Source organism: Nonomuraea sp. NBC_00507, from assembly GCF_036013525.1.
In the GTDB taxonomy this organism is placed as follows: Bacteria; Actinomycetota; Actinomycetes; order Streptosporangiales; family Streptosporangiaceae; genus Nonomuraea.
In genome coordinates this window covers 7,133,634-7,148,795 of the sequence record NZ_CP107853.1, presented here as the reverse complement: position 1 = coordinate 7,148,795, position 15,162 = coordinate 7,133,634, and the positions used below count along the sequence as shown (strand labels likewise).

Here is a 15,162-nt window from a genome sequence, read left to right as displayed (position 1 = left end):
TGGGGAAAGCGCATAGGGGATGAACGGTGCACTCCGCCGACGCGAGACAATGGCCGGTGGCAAAGGGCATGACTTTTGTCGCCGGCCACGTGTGTTGTTCACTTCTTGGTCCTAAAGGGGGACATGTCAGGTGCGCGCACTGGCACGCAAGGGAAAGTCGGCCGCGGTCCGGCTCTATCGGGGGTACAACCGGCGCAGGGCGCGCAACGCGCCGCCGCCCTCCACGCAGCGCATCCGCATCCTGCTGCTGCACGCCTACGGCATGGGCGGCACGATCAGGACCGTGTTCAACCTGGCGAGCTATCTGGCCAAAGAGCACGACGTGGAGATCGTGAGCATCCTGAAGGAGGCCGAGGAGCCGTTCTTCCCGATCGACCCGCGGGTCAGGTTCCACTTCCTCGACGACCGGCTCAGTCCCAGCCCCGACCCGCTGCGCGCGGTGCTGTCGAAGCTGCCCAGCAGGCTGATCCCCAAGGAGGAGTCGGCCTTCCACCGCTTCAACCTGTGGACCGACCTCAAGCTGGCCCGCTACATCCGCTCCCTCGACAGCGGCGTGCTGATGGCCACCCGGCCGGGGCTCAACCTGGCGATGGCCCAGTTGGCGCCGCCCGGCGTCATCACGATCGGGCAGGAGCACGTGGCGCTGCGCACCCAGGCCGAGCCGATCCAGGAGCTCATCAAGTGGCGCTACCGCCGCCTCGACGCCCTGGTCACCCTCACCAAGGCCGACCTGCGCGACTACCGTGAGACGCTACCGAAGAAGCCTCGCAAGCTGACACGCATCCCCAACGCCGTGCCACCCATGTCGGGGGACGTGGCCAAGCTCGACGCCAAGGTCGCCATCGCGGTCGGCCGCCTGACCCGCATCAAGGGCTTCCATCGGCTCATCACCGCCTGGGAGAGCATCGCCGCCGCCCACCCGGACTGGAAGCTGCGGATCTTCGGCGCCGGCCCGCAGGAGGACAACCTGCGCCAGCAGATCATCGACGCCGGGCTCGAGGGCAAGGTCGAGCTGCCCGGCCCCACCTCCGACGTGGGCGCCGAACTCGAGAAGGCCTCCATTTACGTGCTCAGCTCCCGCCACGAGGGCTTCCCCATGACGATCCTCGAGGCCATGGCCAAGGGGCTGGCGATCGTCAGTTTCAACAGCCCGCACGGCCCCAAGGAGATGATCACGCACGAGGTGGACGGGCTGCTGGTCAAGCCGCGTACCAACGCCAACCTGGCGGAGGCCATCAACCGGGTCATCGAGGACGAGCAACTGCGCAGGGACCTGGCCGCGCGGGCGCTGGAGACGGCGCACGCCTACGACCCGGACGTGATCGGGCAGAAGTGGGACGCGCTGCTGGCCGAGCTCCTGGCCCGCCGGAACGGAACCTACGTCAGGCCCCAGCCACCGGCCGAGCCCGAGTCCGGCACCAGGTCCGACGCACCCGAGTCCGGCATGTCCGACGTGCTCGAGTCCGGCATGTCCGACGTCACACCCCGGAGCCCGTCAGCTCCACCGGCTCGGCAATGACGTCGACCAGCGCCCCGTTGCGATAGACGGTGATCGGCAGCGGCCGCCCGATCGCGTCGGCGAACATCAGCCGCTGCAGGCTCTGCGCGTCGCCCACCGGGCTGCGGCCCGCGCTCAGCACCAGGTCGCCCGCCCGTAGCCCGGCCTGGTCGGCGGGCGAGCCCGGCACCACCTCGACCACGCGCAGCGCCCCGTCCTGCCCGGTACGCCGCCGCAGCTGCTCGGGCAGCGGCGCCGGTGACGTCACCAGCCCGAGGAACGCCCGCCTGACCCGGCCGTCCCTGATCAGCGCGGCGATGATGGAGCGGGTCGTGCTGTTCATCGGCACGGCCAGCCCCACGCCGATCCCCGCCACGGCCGTGTTGATCCCGACCACCCGTGCCCGCGAGTCGGCCAGCGCCCCGCCGGAGTTGCCCGGGTTGAGCGCCGCGTCGGTCTGAATCACGTCCTCGATCAGCCGCACGTTGGACCCGCTGCGTGCGGGCAACGACCGGCCCAGCCCCGACACCACCCCGGCCGTCACCGACCCGGCCAGCCCGAGCGGCGTGCCCACGGCCACCACCAGCTGCCCGACGACCAGCTCGTCGCTGTCGCCGAGCACGGCGGGCGCCGGCGTGGCCGTCTGCGCCCTGATCACGGCCAGATCCGACAGCGGATCGCGACCCACCACCACGAAGTCACCCGAGGTGCCGTCGCCGAACGCGACCGTTCCGGCACGGGAGGAACCGACGACGTGCGCATTGGTCAGCAGGAACCCGTCGGCGGTGAACACCACCGCGGACCCGCTGCCCCGGCCGGCCCGCACGCTGGCCACCTTCGGCAGCAATTCGGCCGCCACGGAAGAGACGACGCGCGAGTAGGCGTCGAGGGGATCCGCCATCACGTGCCCTCCTTTGCTTACAGGATTACACGTTAACTCCGCCTCCCGCCAGGCGGGCGGCCGTCACCGGCGCTGCGCGGGAACGTGAAGATCGGCGTCCGAGTCGATCAGTCACACAACTCTCCCCGTGTCAAAACGGTGGAAGCCGGGAATTTCTCTAGACAACTGGCAAGCTCACGGAGGACCGGTTGAGCACGAAGGACGCCATCGCCCTTCTCGCGGGAGCCGTCATCGTCGTTTCCTTCGTCGGCACCACCAAGACCCCGCCGGCCACCGCCGCCAGCCCGCTGGGCAACGTCAGCGGCACGCTGCCGGGCCTGGCCCCCATCGTCTCCGACGCCGACAAGGCCAAGGCGCGCGACCTCATCCAGCGGCTGCGCGTCAAGAGCTTAGGTCCCAACACCGGCTACGAACGCACCCGGTACGGGGAGAACTGGGCCGACACGGCGACCGGCGTGCCGTACGCGGGCAACGGGTGCCGCACCCGCGACGACCTGCTGACCCGCGACGGCCGCGACGTGACGTACCGGGAGGGCTCGGCCTGCGAGGTCGTGTCGATGACCCTGGACGACCCCTACACGGGCAGGACCATCTTCTGGCACCAGGACAACGCCGACGAGGTGCAGGTCGACCACGTGGTGCCGCTGAACTACGGCTGGCGCATGGGCGCGCCGCGCTGGCCCATGTCCAAGCGGCTCGACTTCGCCCAGGACCCGCTCAACCTGCTGCCGGTCGACGGCGAGGCCAACGAGGAGAAGGACGCCTCCGGGCCGGCGAGCTGGCTGCCGCCGCAGCGGCGCATCCGCTGCGCGTACGTGACCCGCTTCGCGCAGGTCGCGTTCAAGTACAACGTGCCGGTCACCGCGGCCGACAAGAAGACGATGCTGGCGCAGTGCCGCTAACGCGGGTCGATCCAGTCGAAGCCGTTCGTGAACGTCAGCTCGGCCAGCGCCCGCTGCCCGGCCGCGCTCGGGTGGAAGAAGTCCCACTTGCTGACGTGGTCGAGGGTGAAGGGAAAGGTGAACACGGCGCCGCCGTCGGTGTCGCAGCGGGGACCGTAAGCGGCGCAGGCCTGGGCGGCGGCCCGGTTGTAGGCGATCACCCGCTCGCGCACCCGGGTGCGGCGCTCGGTGTCGGCCCGCTTGGTGGAGGACGGGTTGGCCAGCATCGTGGGGCAGATGCGGCCCAGTGTCCAGAACGTCCTGGCCAGCGGGTTGCGCCAGCCCGCCTGCCACAAGCGCCGCAGGTCGGGGATGCTGGCGATGAGCACCCGCGCGCTGGGCATGCCGGCCCGCAGCTCGGCCAGCGCCGCCTCCAGGCGCTGCCGGTAGGTCGCCACCGGAGTCATGGCCTGCTCGGTGCGCGCGCACGCGTCCTGGGCGCCTATGAGAATCGTCACGTAGTCGGCCTTGGCCGCGACCGCCTTCTTCACCTGGCCGAGCAGGTCGGCGCTGGTGGAGCCGGGGACGGCGTAGTTGAGGTTGTGCTTGTGGAGCGTTCCAGACAACCTCGACAGGCGCAGGTAGTGGCTGGTGATCTCCCGATGGTCACCTGTCGACCACGAGCGGGAGGTGCAGGAGACGTACCAGCCGCAGGCGTTGAAGCCGCTGGAGACGGAGTCGCCGAGCGCGGCCATGATCTCGGGTACGGGCTCCGCGGCGGCCTGCGCCGGAGCTGCACCGGACAGGACGACGGCCGCGGCGAGGATGGGGCCCAGGCGAGCGATCATGGCCCCAAGGTAGAGAGCCGATCATGCGCGGACTATGGCGTTGAGGCAAGGTCTGCCATTTCAGGACCGTCTTCATATGGCCGCTTGACAGCCCGAAGATGATCAGGCTGTGACCAATCTCGCATGGCGTCCGGTTTTTTCCGAGTTCGCTGGCCGTAACGTGCCATTCACGGGGGTCCGAGTCGAACATGTTCAGGTCGCGAATAGCATGTCTTGAGTGAGTGTCGCGCTCGGAACAATCCGCCCGCTGCCGGTTCGCACCACCCCCGTGGTCGACCCCGGCAATCTGTCGGCTGGGCTAGCCTCTCTGCCAAGCACGGCGCCGTACGCCTGGATCAGGAACGGCGAGGGACTCGTCGGCTGGGGCGAGGCCGCCAGGGTCGCCGTGCCGCCGGGGCCGGGCAGGTTCGCCTGGGCACGGCAGTGGCTGGCCGGCGTGTTCGGCGACGCGCACGTCGACGACGCAGTCCGCACCCCCGGCTCGGGTCCCGTCGCCTTCGGCAGCTTCACCTTCGACGAGGACGCCGACGGCTCGGTCCTGGTCGTGCCGCAGGCGGTGCTCGCCCGCCGCGACGGCCACGCCTGGCTGACCACCATCGGGGAGGCGCCGCTGCAGACCTTCTCGCCCCTGCGCAACCCCGGCCGCATCAGCTACGGCGACGGCAGCCTCTCCGCCCCGGAGTGGGAGCATGTCGTGGCCCGCGCCGCCCAGCGCATCCGCGACGGCGAGCTGGAGAAGGTCGTGCTCGCCCGCGACCTCGTCGCCACCGCCGAACGCCCCATCGACGTGCGGCTGCTGCTCTCCCGGCTGGCCCGCCGCTACCCCGAGTGCTACACGTTCTCCGTCGCGGGCCTGGTCGGCGCCACCCCCGAGCTGCTGATCCGGCGCACCGGGCAGGAGATCGAGTCGCTCGTGCTGGCCGGCACGACCCCGCGCGGCACCGGACCGGCCGACGACGTCGCCCGCGGGGCCGCGCTGCTCGCCTCGGCGAAGGACCGGCACGAGCACGAATGCGCGATCGCCTCCGTCCGCCAGACCCTCGCCCCGCTGTGCTCATCGCTCACCACCCCGGACGAGCCCGAGCTGCTCATGCTGCCCAACGTCCAGCACCTGGCCAGCCACGTCAGCGGCCGGCTGGCCGACGGGGCGTCGGTGCTGGACGTGGTCGCCGCCATGCACCCCACCGCGGCCGTCGGCGGCACCCCGACCGACACCGCGATCAAGGTCATCCGCGAGCTGGAGGGCATGGACCGGGCCGGATACGCCGGGCCGGTCGGCTGGATCGACGCCCACGGCGACGGTGAGTGGGGCATCGCGCTGCGCTCGGGGCTCATCCAGGGCCGCCGCGCCCGCCTGTTCGCCGGCGGCGGCATCATGGGCGACTCCGACCCGGCCGCCGAGCTGGCCGAGGCGCAGGCCAAGTTCCGCGTCATGCAGTACGCGCTGGAGGGCTGAGCCCGGCTCGGCTCCCCTCAGGGGCCGGGCCGACGCCGCTCAGGGGCCGGGCCGACGCCGCTCAGGGGCCCGGCCGACGCCGCTCAGGGGCCCGGCCGACGCCGCTCAGGCGGGGACGTGGACGTTCTCGCCCACGTCCACGCGCGCCCGGCCGGCCGTCAGCGTGGCAACCCAGTCGGCGAACGTCGCCACCTCGTCCTCCCCCACCGCGACGGCGAACGTGACGTCGCTCGCGTACACCACGTCCTCGACCGCGTAACGTGAGGCCCGCAGATCGTTCTCCACCCGCCCGGCCTGGTCGTGCGCCACCGAGACGCGCACCCGCTTGGCCGGCACCATCCGCACCGGCTCGGCCCGGTCCAGGGTCTCCGTCACCGCCGACCCGTAGGCCCGCACCAGCCCGCCCGCCCCCAGCAGCACACCGCCGAAATAGCGGGTCACCACCGCCACCACGTCGCTGAACCCCCGCCCCACCAGGGCCTGCACCATCGGCGTGCCCGCGGTTCCGCCCGGCTCCCCGTCGTCGTCGCCCTTCTGAATGCGCTGCCCGATGACGTAGGCGGTGCAGTTGTGGGTGGCGTCGGCGTATGCGCGCCGCCGCCCGGCGATGAACGCCGCAGCCTCCTCCACGCTCCGCGCTGGCGCCACGGCGCAGAGGAAGCGCGATCGCCGCACCTCGGTCTCGTGCTCGACGGTGGTGGTGAGAGTGAGGTACGGAGCAGGCACATCCGACAGAGTAATGCCGTCGCCGCCGGAACCATCCGGGCTAGCATCACGTTCATTCCATAAGACCTCGGGGAGCGTCTCCATGGACACTGCGAACGACGTCATGCCCTTCGTCATCTCCGCGATCGGCGCCTACGGCGTGAGCGTGCTGGCCAAGACCAGCGAATTGGCCGCCAACACCCCGGTCGCCCGCGGCGCCCGCATCCTGCAGCGCGTGTTCGGCCGCGGCGACGCCTCCTCCAAGGCGGTGATCGAGGCGGTGGCCGAGGCGAAGCCGGACGACGCGCCCAGTCATAAGGCGTTGAAGCTGGCGATCGTGGCGGCGTTCCGTGCCGATCCTCTCCTGGCGCGCGAAGTCGCCGCGATGTTGCCCCGGGTCATCGCGGAGCGGCCGGTCCCCGTCGGGGGCGAGGACGGCGGCTTGTTCGTCACGGAGGGCGACCCGAGGATCGACTCCCCTCGGTGACGTCCCTCTGCTCCGCTACAGGCGGTCCATGGCCGCGGAGCCGGTCCATGTCGCGGGAGGCGGGTCGCAATCCCGTCAAGGTCGTGGTGAGCGCGTAGGCCACGCCGCAGATCAGCAGCACCGGCGCCACCCCCGCGCCGGCCACCGCCACCCCCGCCAGCACCCCGCCCAGCGGGATGCCGGCCCACGCCAGTGAGCTCCCCAGGGCGTTCACCCGGCCGAGCAGGTGCCGGGGGATCCGCTCGTAGGAGATCGCGCTCAGGATCGGGTTCAGGAACCCGCCGCAGAACCCGCTCACCGCGAGCACCACCACCACCGCCGGCACCGGCACGTCCGCGGCCAGGATGACGAACTTCGGCGGCCCGGCCAGCAGGAAGGCCACGAAGAACACCGGCCTGCGCCGCATCCGGTGCGCGATCGCGGCGGCCACCAGGCTGCCGCCGACCGCGGTCAGACTGATCACGCTGTTGTTCAACCCGAGGACGGCGGGCCCGTGGCCGGACTCCTTCGCCCACACGGGCGCGAGCACCTGGCCGTAGGCCGCGTCCAACAGGTTGGTGACGGCGACCATGACGATCATCGCGCGCAGCATGGGCTCGCCGCGCAGGAACACGAAGCCCTGGCCGAAGCGCCGCCAGTATCCCTCGCGCGCCTCCCGCTCCTGCGTGCGATGTCCCATGCCGCGCGGCAACGCCACCGCGACGATCATCGACCCGAGCGCGAAGCAGACGGCGCTGACGCCCAGGGCGCCCAGCGAGCCGAGCAGCGCCACCAGTGCGCCACCCACCGCGGGGCCCACCGTCGAGGCCAGCCGGTCCGTCACACCCATCAGCCCGGTGGCCCGCTCCAGCGGCACCCGCCCGCGCTCAGCCGCCTCCGGAACCATGACCTCCTTGGCCAGGTCTCCCGGCCCGCGGGCCGCGCCGATCACGGCGACCGCCACGATGATCACGCCCAGCGGCAACCGGCCGAGCATGAACAGCAGAACCACCGCGACGGCGGCCAAGGCGCTCACGACGTCGGCGACCCATGAGATCCGGCGCGGTCCCATCCGGTCGACGAGCGGCCCCGTCAACGCCTTGACCAGCACGTACGGGGCCATCTCCGCGAACGCCACCACCCCGGTCCACACCGCGCTGCCAGTGGTCGTCAGCACGAACCAGGGCAGCGCGATGGCCGACACCCGCGTCCCGGTCAGCGACACGGCCATGGCCGCCAGCACTCCGGCCATCGGCCGTAAGAACCGGCGCGGCTCCATCACGATTCCTCTGCGGTGTCCGGCTCGGGCAGGACCTGCGTCATCAGGTAGACCCGGGCCGCGCCCGGCGGCGCCTGCTCGCCGTCACGCCGGTAGCGCGCCAAGACCTCGCCCAGGTCCTCCCGCAGTCGCCGGGTCTCCTCCACGGTGAGGCGGAGGGTGTGGGAGCTCAGGTCCATCGCGCCGCGCCACGGCCGCGGCATGGTCTGCATCTCATTCAGCGCCTGCTGGACCCGCAGGTTGTAGAGGGCGGCGATGGACTGCATGTACGTCAGCACCGCCTCCGGCTCCCGATCCGGCAACCCGTCCTCGTCGGTGAGGCGAGTGATCCGGTGGACGGAGCGCCACCAGCGCTCCCGCGCGTTGCCGCGCTCGGTGTCCTCCTCGACGAACCCGGCCGCGCCCAGCCTGCGCAGGTGGTAGCTGGCGGTGCCCGAGTTCACGCCGAGCCGCTCGGCCAGGCGGGTGGCGGTGGACGGGCCGTGCTTGCGCAGCAGGTCGACGAGCTGTACGCGGACCGGATGGGCCAGCGCCCGCAGCCCTTTGGCGTCGAGGACGACCACGCTCTCTCGGGGATCGGTCATGCCTCGAAGACTAAACCGCAAACAGTTCTTCGCAAAGATCTCTTCGCGAAGAACTGTTTGCAATTCTCGGAGCCAAGGCTATCGAGGCTAGACATGCCAAAGCCCGGAGAAGGCACTCCCCTCCGGACTTCGGCGTTGGGTAATAACGGTCCGAACAGCAACACGCCGGACGCCTTTACGTTGTAGATCAAACGCACCTCCCCGGCCTCTCGCTTCACGCCCCTTCCTACCTCCGAGCAGGTCCGAGGTATCGCCCAAAACCCTCAAATTCCGGTCATTGTCGTTTCAGCTCGTGTGCCAGCTCCTCCAGCTCCGCCCCGCCCGCCATGAGCGAGGTCAGCGCCTGCGGCGTGATGTCGGCCTTGGCGTACTCGCCCATGCTGGTCCCCCGGTTGAGCAGCAGGAACCGGTCCCCCACCGGGTAGGCGTGGTGCGGGTTGTGGGTGATGAACACCACGCCGAGCCCCCGGTCGCGGGCCCGGGCGATGTAGCGCAGCACCACGCCCGCCTGCTTGACGCCCAGCGCCGAGGTGGGCTCGTCGAGGATGAGCACGCGGGCGCCGAAGTGCACGGCCCTGGCGATGGCCACCGACTGGCGTTCCCCGCCGGACAGCGTGCCGACCGGCTGGTCGACGTCGCGGATGTCGATGCCCATCGCCTTCAGCTCCTCGCGGGCCACCCGGCGGGCCTGGGCCACGTCGAAGGCCAGGCCCTTGGTCGGCTCGGAGCCGAGGAAGAAGTTCCGCCACACCGACATGAGCGGGATCATCGCCAGGTCCTGGTAGACGGTGGCGATGCCGCGGTCGAGCGCGTCACGCGGGCTGGAGAAGCGCACCTCCGCCCCGTCCACCAGCAGCGTGCCCGCGTCGTGCTGGTGGACCCCGGCGAGGATCTTGATGAGCGTGGACTTGCCCGCGCCGTTGTCGCCGAGCACGCAGACGACCTGCCCGGCCGCCACGCCCATCGACACCTCGCGCAGCGCCAGCACCGAGCCGAACGTCTTGCCGATGCCCCGGGTCTCGAGGATCAATGCCGCACCTCCTCGGCGTAGCGCCGGACCAGGCGGTTGGCCAGCGTCGCCAGCAGCAACATCCCGCCCAGGAAGAACGTGAACCAGTCGGCGTCCCAGCCCAGGAACACGATGCCCTTGTCGGCCATGCCGAAGATGACCGCGCCGATGGCGGCCCCGATGGCGGAGCCGTACCCGCCGGTGAGCAGGCAGCCGCCGATCACGGCCGCGATGATGTAGATGAACTCCTGCCCGATGCCGATGTTGGCCTGGACGGAGGTGTAGCGCAGCGCCAGGATCGAGCCGACCAGCCACGCCGCGAACGCCGTCGTCATGAACAGGGCGATCTTCGTACGGACGGCCGGCACGCCGACCGCGCGGGCGGCCTGCTCGTTGCCGCCCACCGCGAAGATCCAGTTGCCGGCCTTGGACCGCATGAGCACCCAGGTCGCCACCGCGGTGACCAGGATCCACCACAGGATCGCCACCCGGAACGACGTCCCGCCGATCTGGATCGTGCCGGCGAGGACGGCGTTCGCGCCCTCGAACCCGGAGGCCCGGCGCAGGCCGCTGACCTGCACGGTCCCGGTGATGGCCTTCGTGACCCCGAGGTTGATCCCCTGCAGCATCAGGAACGTGCCCAGCGTGACGATGAAGCTGGGCAGCTTGGTCCGCGTGACGACCAGCCCGTTGGCGAGGCCCACGGCCAGCGCCACGACCAGGCCGACGAGCATGGCGATCCACACGTTGAACCCGAAGCGCGTGGCCAGGGTGACCAGGATCAGGCCGCTCGTGCCGGTCAGCACGCCTGCCGACAGGTCGAACTCCCCGCCGATCATCAGCAACGCGACCGCGACCGCCATGATGCCGAGCGTGGCCGCCGGGTCGAGCCAGTTCGCGATGCCGTCCGGCGACCGGAACACCGGCGACTGGGCGGCGAAGAACACGAAGACCACGACCATGCCGACGACCGCGCCCAGTTCGGGCCGGATCAGCAGGCGGCGGGCCAGCCCGACCTGGGCGACCCGCTCGTCGGCCGTGACCGTCATCGGGTGCCGGCCTCGGCCAGCTTGGCCACCTGCTCGGCGTTGTCCTTGGTCACGAACCCCGGCCCGGTGTTGACCGGCAGGCCGCCGCCGACGGTGTTGAGGTTGGCCTTGTACAGATTGAGGAAGGTGATCGGCAGGTAGCCCTGCAGGTACTGCTGCTGGTCCACGGCGAACAGGACCTCACCGGCCTTGATCGCGTCCACGACGTCGGCCGACAGGTCGAACGTCGCCAGCTTGGCCTGCGACCCCGAGTCCTTGATCGCGTCCCTGGCGGCGATCGCGATGGCAGGGTTGAGCGACAACACGCCGTTGACCTGCTGGTCCGACTGGAGCTTGGCGGTGACCTTGGAGGTCACGTCGGCCAGGTTGCTCACGTCCACCTGCAGCCGCTCGACGGTCCCGCCGAGGGTCTCCTCGGCGCCCTTGCACCGCTGGTCGAGACCGACGTTGCCGGCCTCGTGGATGACGCACAGCAGCTTGGTGACGCCGGCGGCCTTGAGCTGCTCCCCCGCGCCCCGACCGGCCACGTCCTCCGACTGGCCGACGTGTGTGATGGCGCCGACCGCCTTGGAGGAGTCGGCGCCCGAGTTGATGGTCACCACCGGGATCTTCGCGGCGACGGCCTTGCCGATGGCCTCCTTCAGCGCGTCAGGGTTGGCCATGGAGACCACGACGCCGTCCACCTTCCCGGAGACGGCCTGGTCGATGAGTTGCGACTGCTTGGCGGGGTCACCATCGCCCTGGTAGGTGACGCTCACCCCGTACTGCTTGCCCGCGGCCTCGGCGCCGTTCTTGACCACGTCCCAGAAGGAGTCGCCGGGCGCGCCGTGGGTGATGACGGCGAACCTGGCGCCACCCGCCTGCGGGGCCGCCGAGGTTGCGGGAGAGGCGCTCTGCGCGCTCTGGCCTCCAGAGGAACAGCCGGTCACGGCGAGGGCGCCGAGCAGGGCCAGCACGATCGGGGTACGTCTCACAGGACACCTCCAAGACCAACGGGCTTGGCCTGGTTGTACCTCAATGTCAACTCTTTGTATAGACATAAGGACGAATACCGACACCGCCACCGCCGAGACCCCGCCCCTGTACGACGACGACGCGGGCGGCAACGCCAACGGCGACGAGCCCGGCCGGCTCAACAACGTCGACCTCGTCCGCGGCTTCCGCCTGTCCACAGGCGCGAAGGTGGACCTGGCCGTGGCCTCCGACCGTGGGCGCGACCAGCTGCGCGTCTACGCGATCGACCCCGCGAAGGCCGCCGCGGGGCAGCCGCCGCCACGAGACCAGGCTCGGCCTGCTGGAGCTGGTCGCCGCGCCCGGCGGCAAGGTCACCTACCGCAAGGTCCGCACCCTCGACCTTCCGTCGAGCTTCACCCTGCCTGACGGCTCCACGTGGACGCCCTGCCTGGAGCCGGGCGAACTCCCGCAGGTCGAGGGCATGGTCGTGGACCACGGCGTGCTGTACGCGGCACAGGAGGACGTCGGCATCTGGCGCCTGCGCGCGGACCTGACCGGCCGTCCGGTCCTGATGGACCGCGTCAAGGAGTACGGCAGGCAGGACACCTACGACCCGGCGACCGAGGAGTGCGTGCCCGGCCAGGACCGCGGCTACGGCGGCCGGCACCTGGCGGCCGACGCCGAGGGTCTGACGGTGTACCAGACCGGCCGCGACAGCGGCTACCTGCTGGCCTCCAGCCAGGGGGACGACACCTTCGCCGTCTACGACCGCGCAGGGCGCAACGCCTACCTCGGTCAGTTCCGGGTCGGCCCGGGCAACCGCACGGACGGCGCCGAGGCCAGCGACGGCGCGATGGCCACCAGCGCCCCGCTCGGCCACGCCTACCCCGAGGGCCTGCTGGTCGTGCACGATGGCGCCGACAGCCCGCCAGGCCTGCTCAGGCCTCTACACCCGGCTCGTGTGCTGCAGGTGAGACCGCACGTTCCGCACCGACGACCGTGTCCAACCCCGAGAGCAGCGCGACGGGGTCTTTGACCATGCCCGGGTTGCGTGCCATGAACGCCAGCTCCCGTGAGGACAGGTCGCGAACGGCAAGCACCCCGTCCACCTTCAGAATCAGGATGGAGCCCAGCATGACGACCGCCGTCTGGTGCGGCTCCAACGCGGTGATCAGCGCGGCGACCGCGGCACTCTTCTTCTCATCCACCTCTGCGATCGGCTGATGGAGCAGTCGCACCCGAGCAGCATGTTCGAGCTCCGCCAGGAGCGCCTTGGCCTCGTCGGAGCCCGACCATGCCCGGACCGCCAGCCGCAGCCTCAGCAGCCATGACCCGCGAATCTCCGGCAGCCGCTGCTCCACCTCCATGCCGAACGCGCGCAGCACGCCGACAGCGGCCCGTTCGACCTCGTCCGAGCCAGACTCGTCCACAAGGTAGATCACGGCCGACGGCCGGTCGCTGAGGTGCTCCTGCAGCCAGGACGACAAGATGCCTTCCAGGAAGGTGGTGGGCGCTTGAACGTCGCCTATGAGGAGTCTTATCGCCTGAGGAGCGACATCTGCGTGGCCGGACTCCGCAGCACGATCCCACCAGAGGCGAGCAGTGTCCACGTCGGCCTTCTCGTTGGCAAGCAACCCGAGCCGATACATCGCCCGCGGCGAGACATCGGCGTCGGCGGCGTCGGCAACACGTCGCCACCATTCCCCTGCCGTTCTGGGGTCACCATTCTCGTAGGCGGTCACCCCGTGGCGGTACATCTCCAGCGGCGACGTGTCGGCGTCCAGGACATCGAGAAAGCCGGGGCTTCGGATGTCAGTGCTACCCCCATGGTCGCGGTCCGTCTCACCGAGGATGTACACGACGGCCGCCGCCTCGCCACCTCCTTGGGCGTCTCTCGTCGTCCGTGCTGCGTCCGCCGCGTTCATCGCCGCGGCAGCGTCCGAGTAGCGGTGAAGTGCTTCGAAGACCTCTGCTAAACAGGCCAGTGACACGATGAGGGGGGCGCCCCCCATCAGACGGGTGATCGCTACAGCCTCTTGTGCGTGGGGCAACGCTTCCGCTGCGCGGTCCCGTCGAAGAAGGAGCCGGGCCGTGGTGCGGAGGCTGCGCGCCAGGAGCGGCACATGCTCCTCAGAGCGATACACCAAGTCGCGGCTCTTGATGACTGCTTCTCGCGCACTATCGAGGGTTTCCTCGCTCCACCGTGACCGCGATTGCGCCTGCGCGAGCAGGCCCTCGATCGTCTGAACAACGGCTGCGTTCTTCTGGCGCACGTCCTCGGATTCATTCCGCGCCACGACAGCGCCTCCTCCCTACCGCGCATGCCTCCACCGTCATCTTCGGCGTGCCGGCGTCGCTCCGCTACCCGATGCGGGCCGGGATCGTGGAGATGCCGGAGGACACCGCCGCGGGTTCGATCCGATCCGGCCTGCGCTCGGCGCAGGGCGAGGTGACCCGTGTCGCGGTGGGTGGTAACCACCGTCGTCGGCCACGGAGAGATCACCCTGCCCGATCCGTGACCGCCGGTCACTTCCTGGCGAACACGCCGAACTCGTCAGCGTTGCCGGCCGTGACCAGCTCGCAGTCGATGGACTGCTTCTCCTCCTTGTCTGTCTTGCCGGTCTTGATGAACTGGTCGGCCTGATCCACGGCGCTGGTCGCGCCGAGCGCGGCGGGCTGCAGCGCGGTGGCGTGCATCTCGCCCGCCTTGATGGCGGCGATCGCGTCGGGGCTGCCGTCGAAGCCGACCACCACGACCTTCTTCAGCAGGCCCGCGGCCTTCAGCGCCGCGACCGCGCCCAGGGCCATGGTGTCGTTGCCGGCGATGACGCCCTGGATGTCGCGGCTCTTCTGGATGATGGTCTCCATTTTGGTGAACGCCTCCTGCTGGTCCCAGTTGGCGCTCTCCTTGGCCACCACCTTCATGTCGGGATACTGGGAGATCACGTCGGCGAAGCCCTTGGAGCGCACGCTGGCGTTGGTGTCGGACTCCTTGCCGACCAGCTCGACGTAGTTGCCCTTGCTCTTCATCGCCTCCACGAACGACTGCGCCACCAGCTGGGCGCCCTGGGAGTTGTTGGAGACGATCTGGGCCTTGGCTACGCCGGTCGCGTTGATCTCGCGGTCGATCAGGAACACCGGGACTCCGCTCTGGGTGGCCTTGCGGACCGGGCCGATGGAGGCGTCGGCGCCGGCGTTGTCCAGGATGATCGCCTTCGCCTGGCGGGAGATGGCCGCGTCGATCAGCTCGCTCTGCTTGTTGGGGTCGTCGTCGTGGGAGGCCACGGACGTCTGGTAGCCGAGCTTCTCGGCCTGGGCCTTCGCCGACTCCGCCTCGGCCTTGAAGAACGGGTTGTCGTGCGACGGGGTGATGATCGCGATCAGGCCGCCGGCCGCCGCACTGCCGCTTGCGGGCTTCGCGCTGATCGCGGTTTGGTCGCCGCCGCTGCCGCACGCCGCCAGCGTGGAGCAACCGAGCAGCACGGACAGGGCCAGGGTGACGACGCGTGTGGGGGGCATCGGTGTCTCCTTG

15 protein-coding genes and 1 pseudogene are annotated in these 15,162 nt (G+C 70.3%); 6 read left to right on the top strand and 10 right to left on the bottom strand.

Features of this window, described 5'->3' with window-relative positions; genetic code table 11:
• Positions 1-130: 130 nt before the first annotated feature.
• Positions 131-1,519: a glycosyltransferase family 4 protein gene (locus tag OHA25_RS34390; RefSeq protein ID WP_327581073.1), complete on the top strand. Its 1,389-nt coding sequence runs from the start codon at positions 131-133 to the stop codon at positions 1,517-1,519.
• Here OHA25_RS34390 and OHA25_RS34385 read toward each other — a convergent pair.
• Positions 1,479-2,399, bottom strand: a complete 921-nt coding sequence (locus OHA25_RS34385; protein ID WP_327581072.1) for a S1C family serine protease — start codon at positions 2,397-2,399, stop codon at positions 1,479-1,481. The genes OHA25_RS34390 and OHA25_RS34385 overlap by 41 nt on opposite strands.
• Positions 2,400-2,587: 188 nt before the next feature.
• Here OHA25_RS34385 and OHA25_RS34380 point away from each other — a divergent pair, with 188 nt between their 5' ends.
• Positions 2,588-3,301: an HNH endonuclease family protein gene (locus OHA25_RS34380; RefSeq protein WP_327581071.1), complete on the top strand. Its 714-nt coding sequence runs from the start codon at positions 2,588-2,590 to the stop codon at positions 3,299-3,301.
• Here the strand turns inward: OHA25_RS34380 and OHA25_RS34375 are convergent.
• Positions 3,298-4,128, bottom strand: a complete 831-nt coding sequence (locus OHA25_RS34375) for an SGNH/GDSL hydrolase family protein (RefSeq protein ID WP_327581070.1) — start codon at positions 4,126-4,128, stop codon at positions 3,298-3,300. The two genes, OHA25_RS34380 and OHA25_RS34375, sit on opposite strands and share 4 nt — an antisense overlap.
• Before the next feature lie 217 nt (positions 4,129-4,345).
• Between OHA25_RS34375 and OHA25_RS34370 the strand changes: the two genes are divergently transcribed.
• Complete coding sequence (locus OHA25_RS34370; protein ID WP_327581069.1) at positions 4,346-5,584, top strand: isochorismate synthase; 1,239 nt, start codon at positions 4,346-4,348, stop codon at positions 5,582-5,584.
• Between the two features lie 105 nt (positions 5,585-5,689).
• Here OHA25_RS34370 and OHA25_RS34365 read toward each other — a convergent pair whose 3' ends face one another.
• On the bottom strand, positions 5,690-6,310 hold the full coding sequence (locus tag OHA25_RS34365; protein WP_327581068.1) for an IMPACT family protein: 621 nt from the start codon (positions 6,308-6,310) through the stop codon (positions 5,690-5,692).
• Positions 6,311-6,392: 82 nt separating this feature from the next.
• Here OHA25_RS34365 and OHA25_RS34360 point away from each other — a divergent pair, with 82 nt between their 5' ends.
• On the top strand, positions 6,393-6,776 hold the full coding sequence (locus tag OHA25_RS34360; RefSeq protein WP_327581067.1) for a hypothetical protein: 384 nt from the start codon (positions 6,393-6,395) through the stop codon (positions 6,774-6,776).
• Here OHA25_RS34360 and OHA25_RS34355 read toward each other — a convergent pair.
• The 5 genes from OHA25_RS34355 to OHA25_RS34335 all read right to left on the bottom strand — a co-directional run bounded on the left by OHA25_RS34355 (position 6,739) and on the right by OHA25_RS34335 (position 11,650).
• On the bottom strand, positions 6,739-8,034 hold the full coding sequence (locus OHA25_RS34355) for an MFS transporter (RefSeq protein WP_327581066.1): 1,296 nt from the start codon (positions 8,032-8,034) through the stop codon (positions 6,739-6,741). The genes OHA25_RS34360 and OHA25_RS34355 overlap by 38 nt on opposite strands.
• Positions 8,034-8,618 carry an ArsR/SmtB family transcription factor gene (locus OHA25_RS34350; protein WP_327581065.1) on the bottom strand — a complete coding sequence of 195 codons (585 nt, stop codon included), beginning with the start codon at positions 8,616-8,618 and terminating at the stop codon, positions 8,034-8,036. Before OHA25_RS34350 ends, OHA25_RS34355 begins: the two co-directional genes overlap by 1 nt.
• A gap of 274 nt (positions 8,619-8,892) precedes the next feature.
• Positions 8,893-9,648 (bottom strand): ATP-binding cassette domain-containing protein, encoded by a 756-nt coding sequence (locus tag OHA25_RS34345; protein ID WP_327581064.1) that lies wholly within the window; start codon positions 9,646-9,648, stop codon positions 8,893-8,895.
• Positions 9,645-10,676: an ABC transporter permease gene (locus tag OHA25_RS34340; protein ID WP_327581063.1), complete on the bottom strand. Its 1,032-nt coding sequence runs from the start codon at positions 10,674-10,676 to the stop codon at positions 9,645-9,647. The genes OHA25_RS34345 and OHA25_RS34340 overlap by 4 nt, the downstream gene beginning before the upstream one ends.
• Positions 10,673-11,650 carry a sugar ABC transporter substrate-binding protein gene (locus OHA25_RS34335; protein WP_327581062.1) on the bottom strand — a complete coding sequence of 326 codons (978 nt, stop codon included), beginning with the start codon at positions 11,648-11,650 and terminating at the stop codon, positions 10,673-10,675. Before OHA25_RS34335 ends, OHA25_RS34340 begins: the two co-directional genes overlap by 4 nt.
• A 43-nt stretch (positions 11,651-11,693) precedes the next feature.
• On the opposite strand from OHA25_RS34335, the pseudogene OHA25_RS61535 reads away from it, so the two are divergent.
• Positions 11,694-11,870 (top strand): annotated as a pseudogene (locus OHA25_RS61535) (hypothetical protein); the annotation flags it as partial.
• A gap of 13 nt (positions 11,871-11,883) precedes the next feature.
• A complete protein-coding gene (locus OHA25_RS34330; protein WP_327581061.1) occupies positions 11,884-12,666 on the top strand; it encodes a phytase in 783 nt (260 codons plus the stop codon).
• Here OHA25_RS34330 and OHA25_RS34325 read toward each other — a convergent pair.
• Together OHA25_RS34325 and OHA25_RS34320 are read right to left on the bottom strand one after the other, a co-directional pair.
• A complete protein-coding gene (locus OHA25_RS34325) occupies positions 12,569-13,927 on the bottom strand; it encodes a hypothetical protein (protein ID WP_327581060.1) in 1,359 nt (452 codons plus the stop codon). The two genes, OHA25_RS34330 and OHA25_RS34325, sit on opposite strands and share 98 nt — an antisense overlap.
• A gap of 229 nt (positions 13,928-14,156) precedes the next feature.
• Positions 14,157-15,149 (bottom strand): D-ribose ABC transporter substrate-binding protein, encoded by a 993-nt coding sequence (locus OHA25_RS34320; protein ID WP_327581059.1) that lies wholly within the window; start codon positions 15,147-15,149, stop codon positions 14,157-14,159.
• Positions 15,150-15,162: the final 13 nt, after the last annotated feature.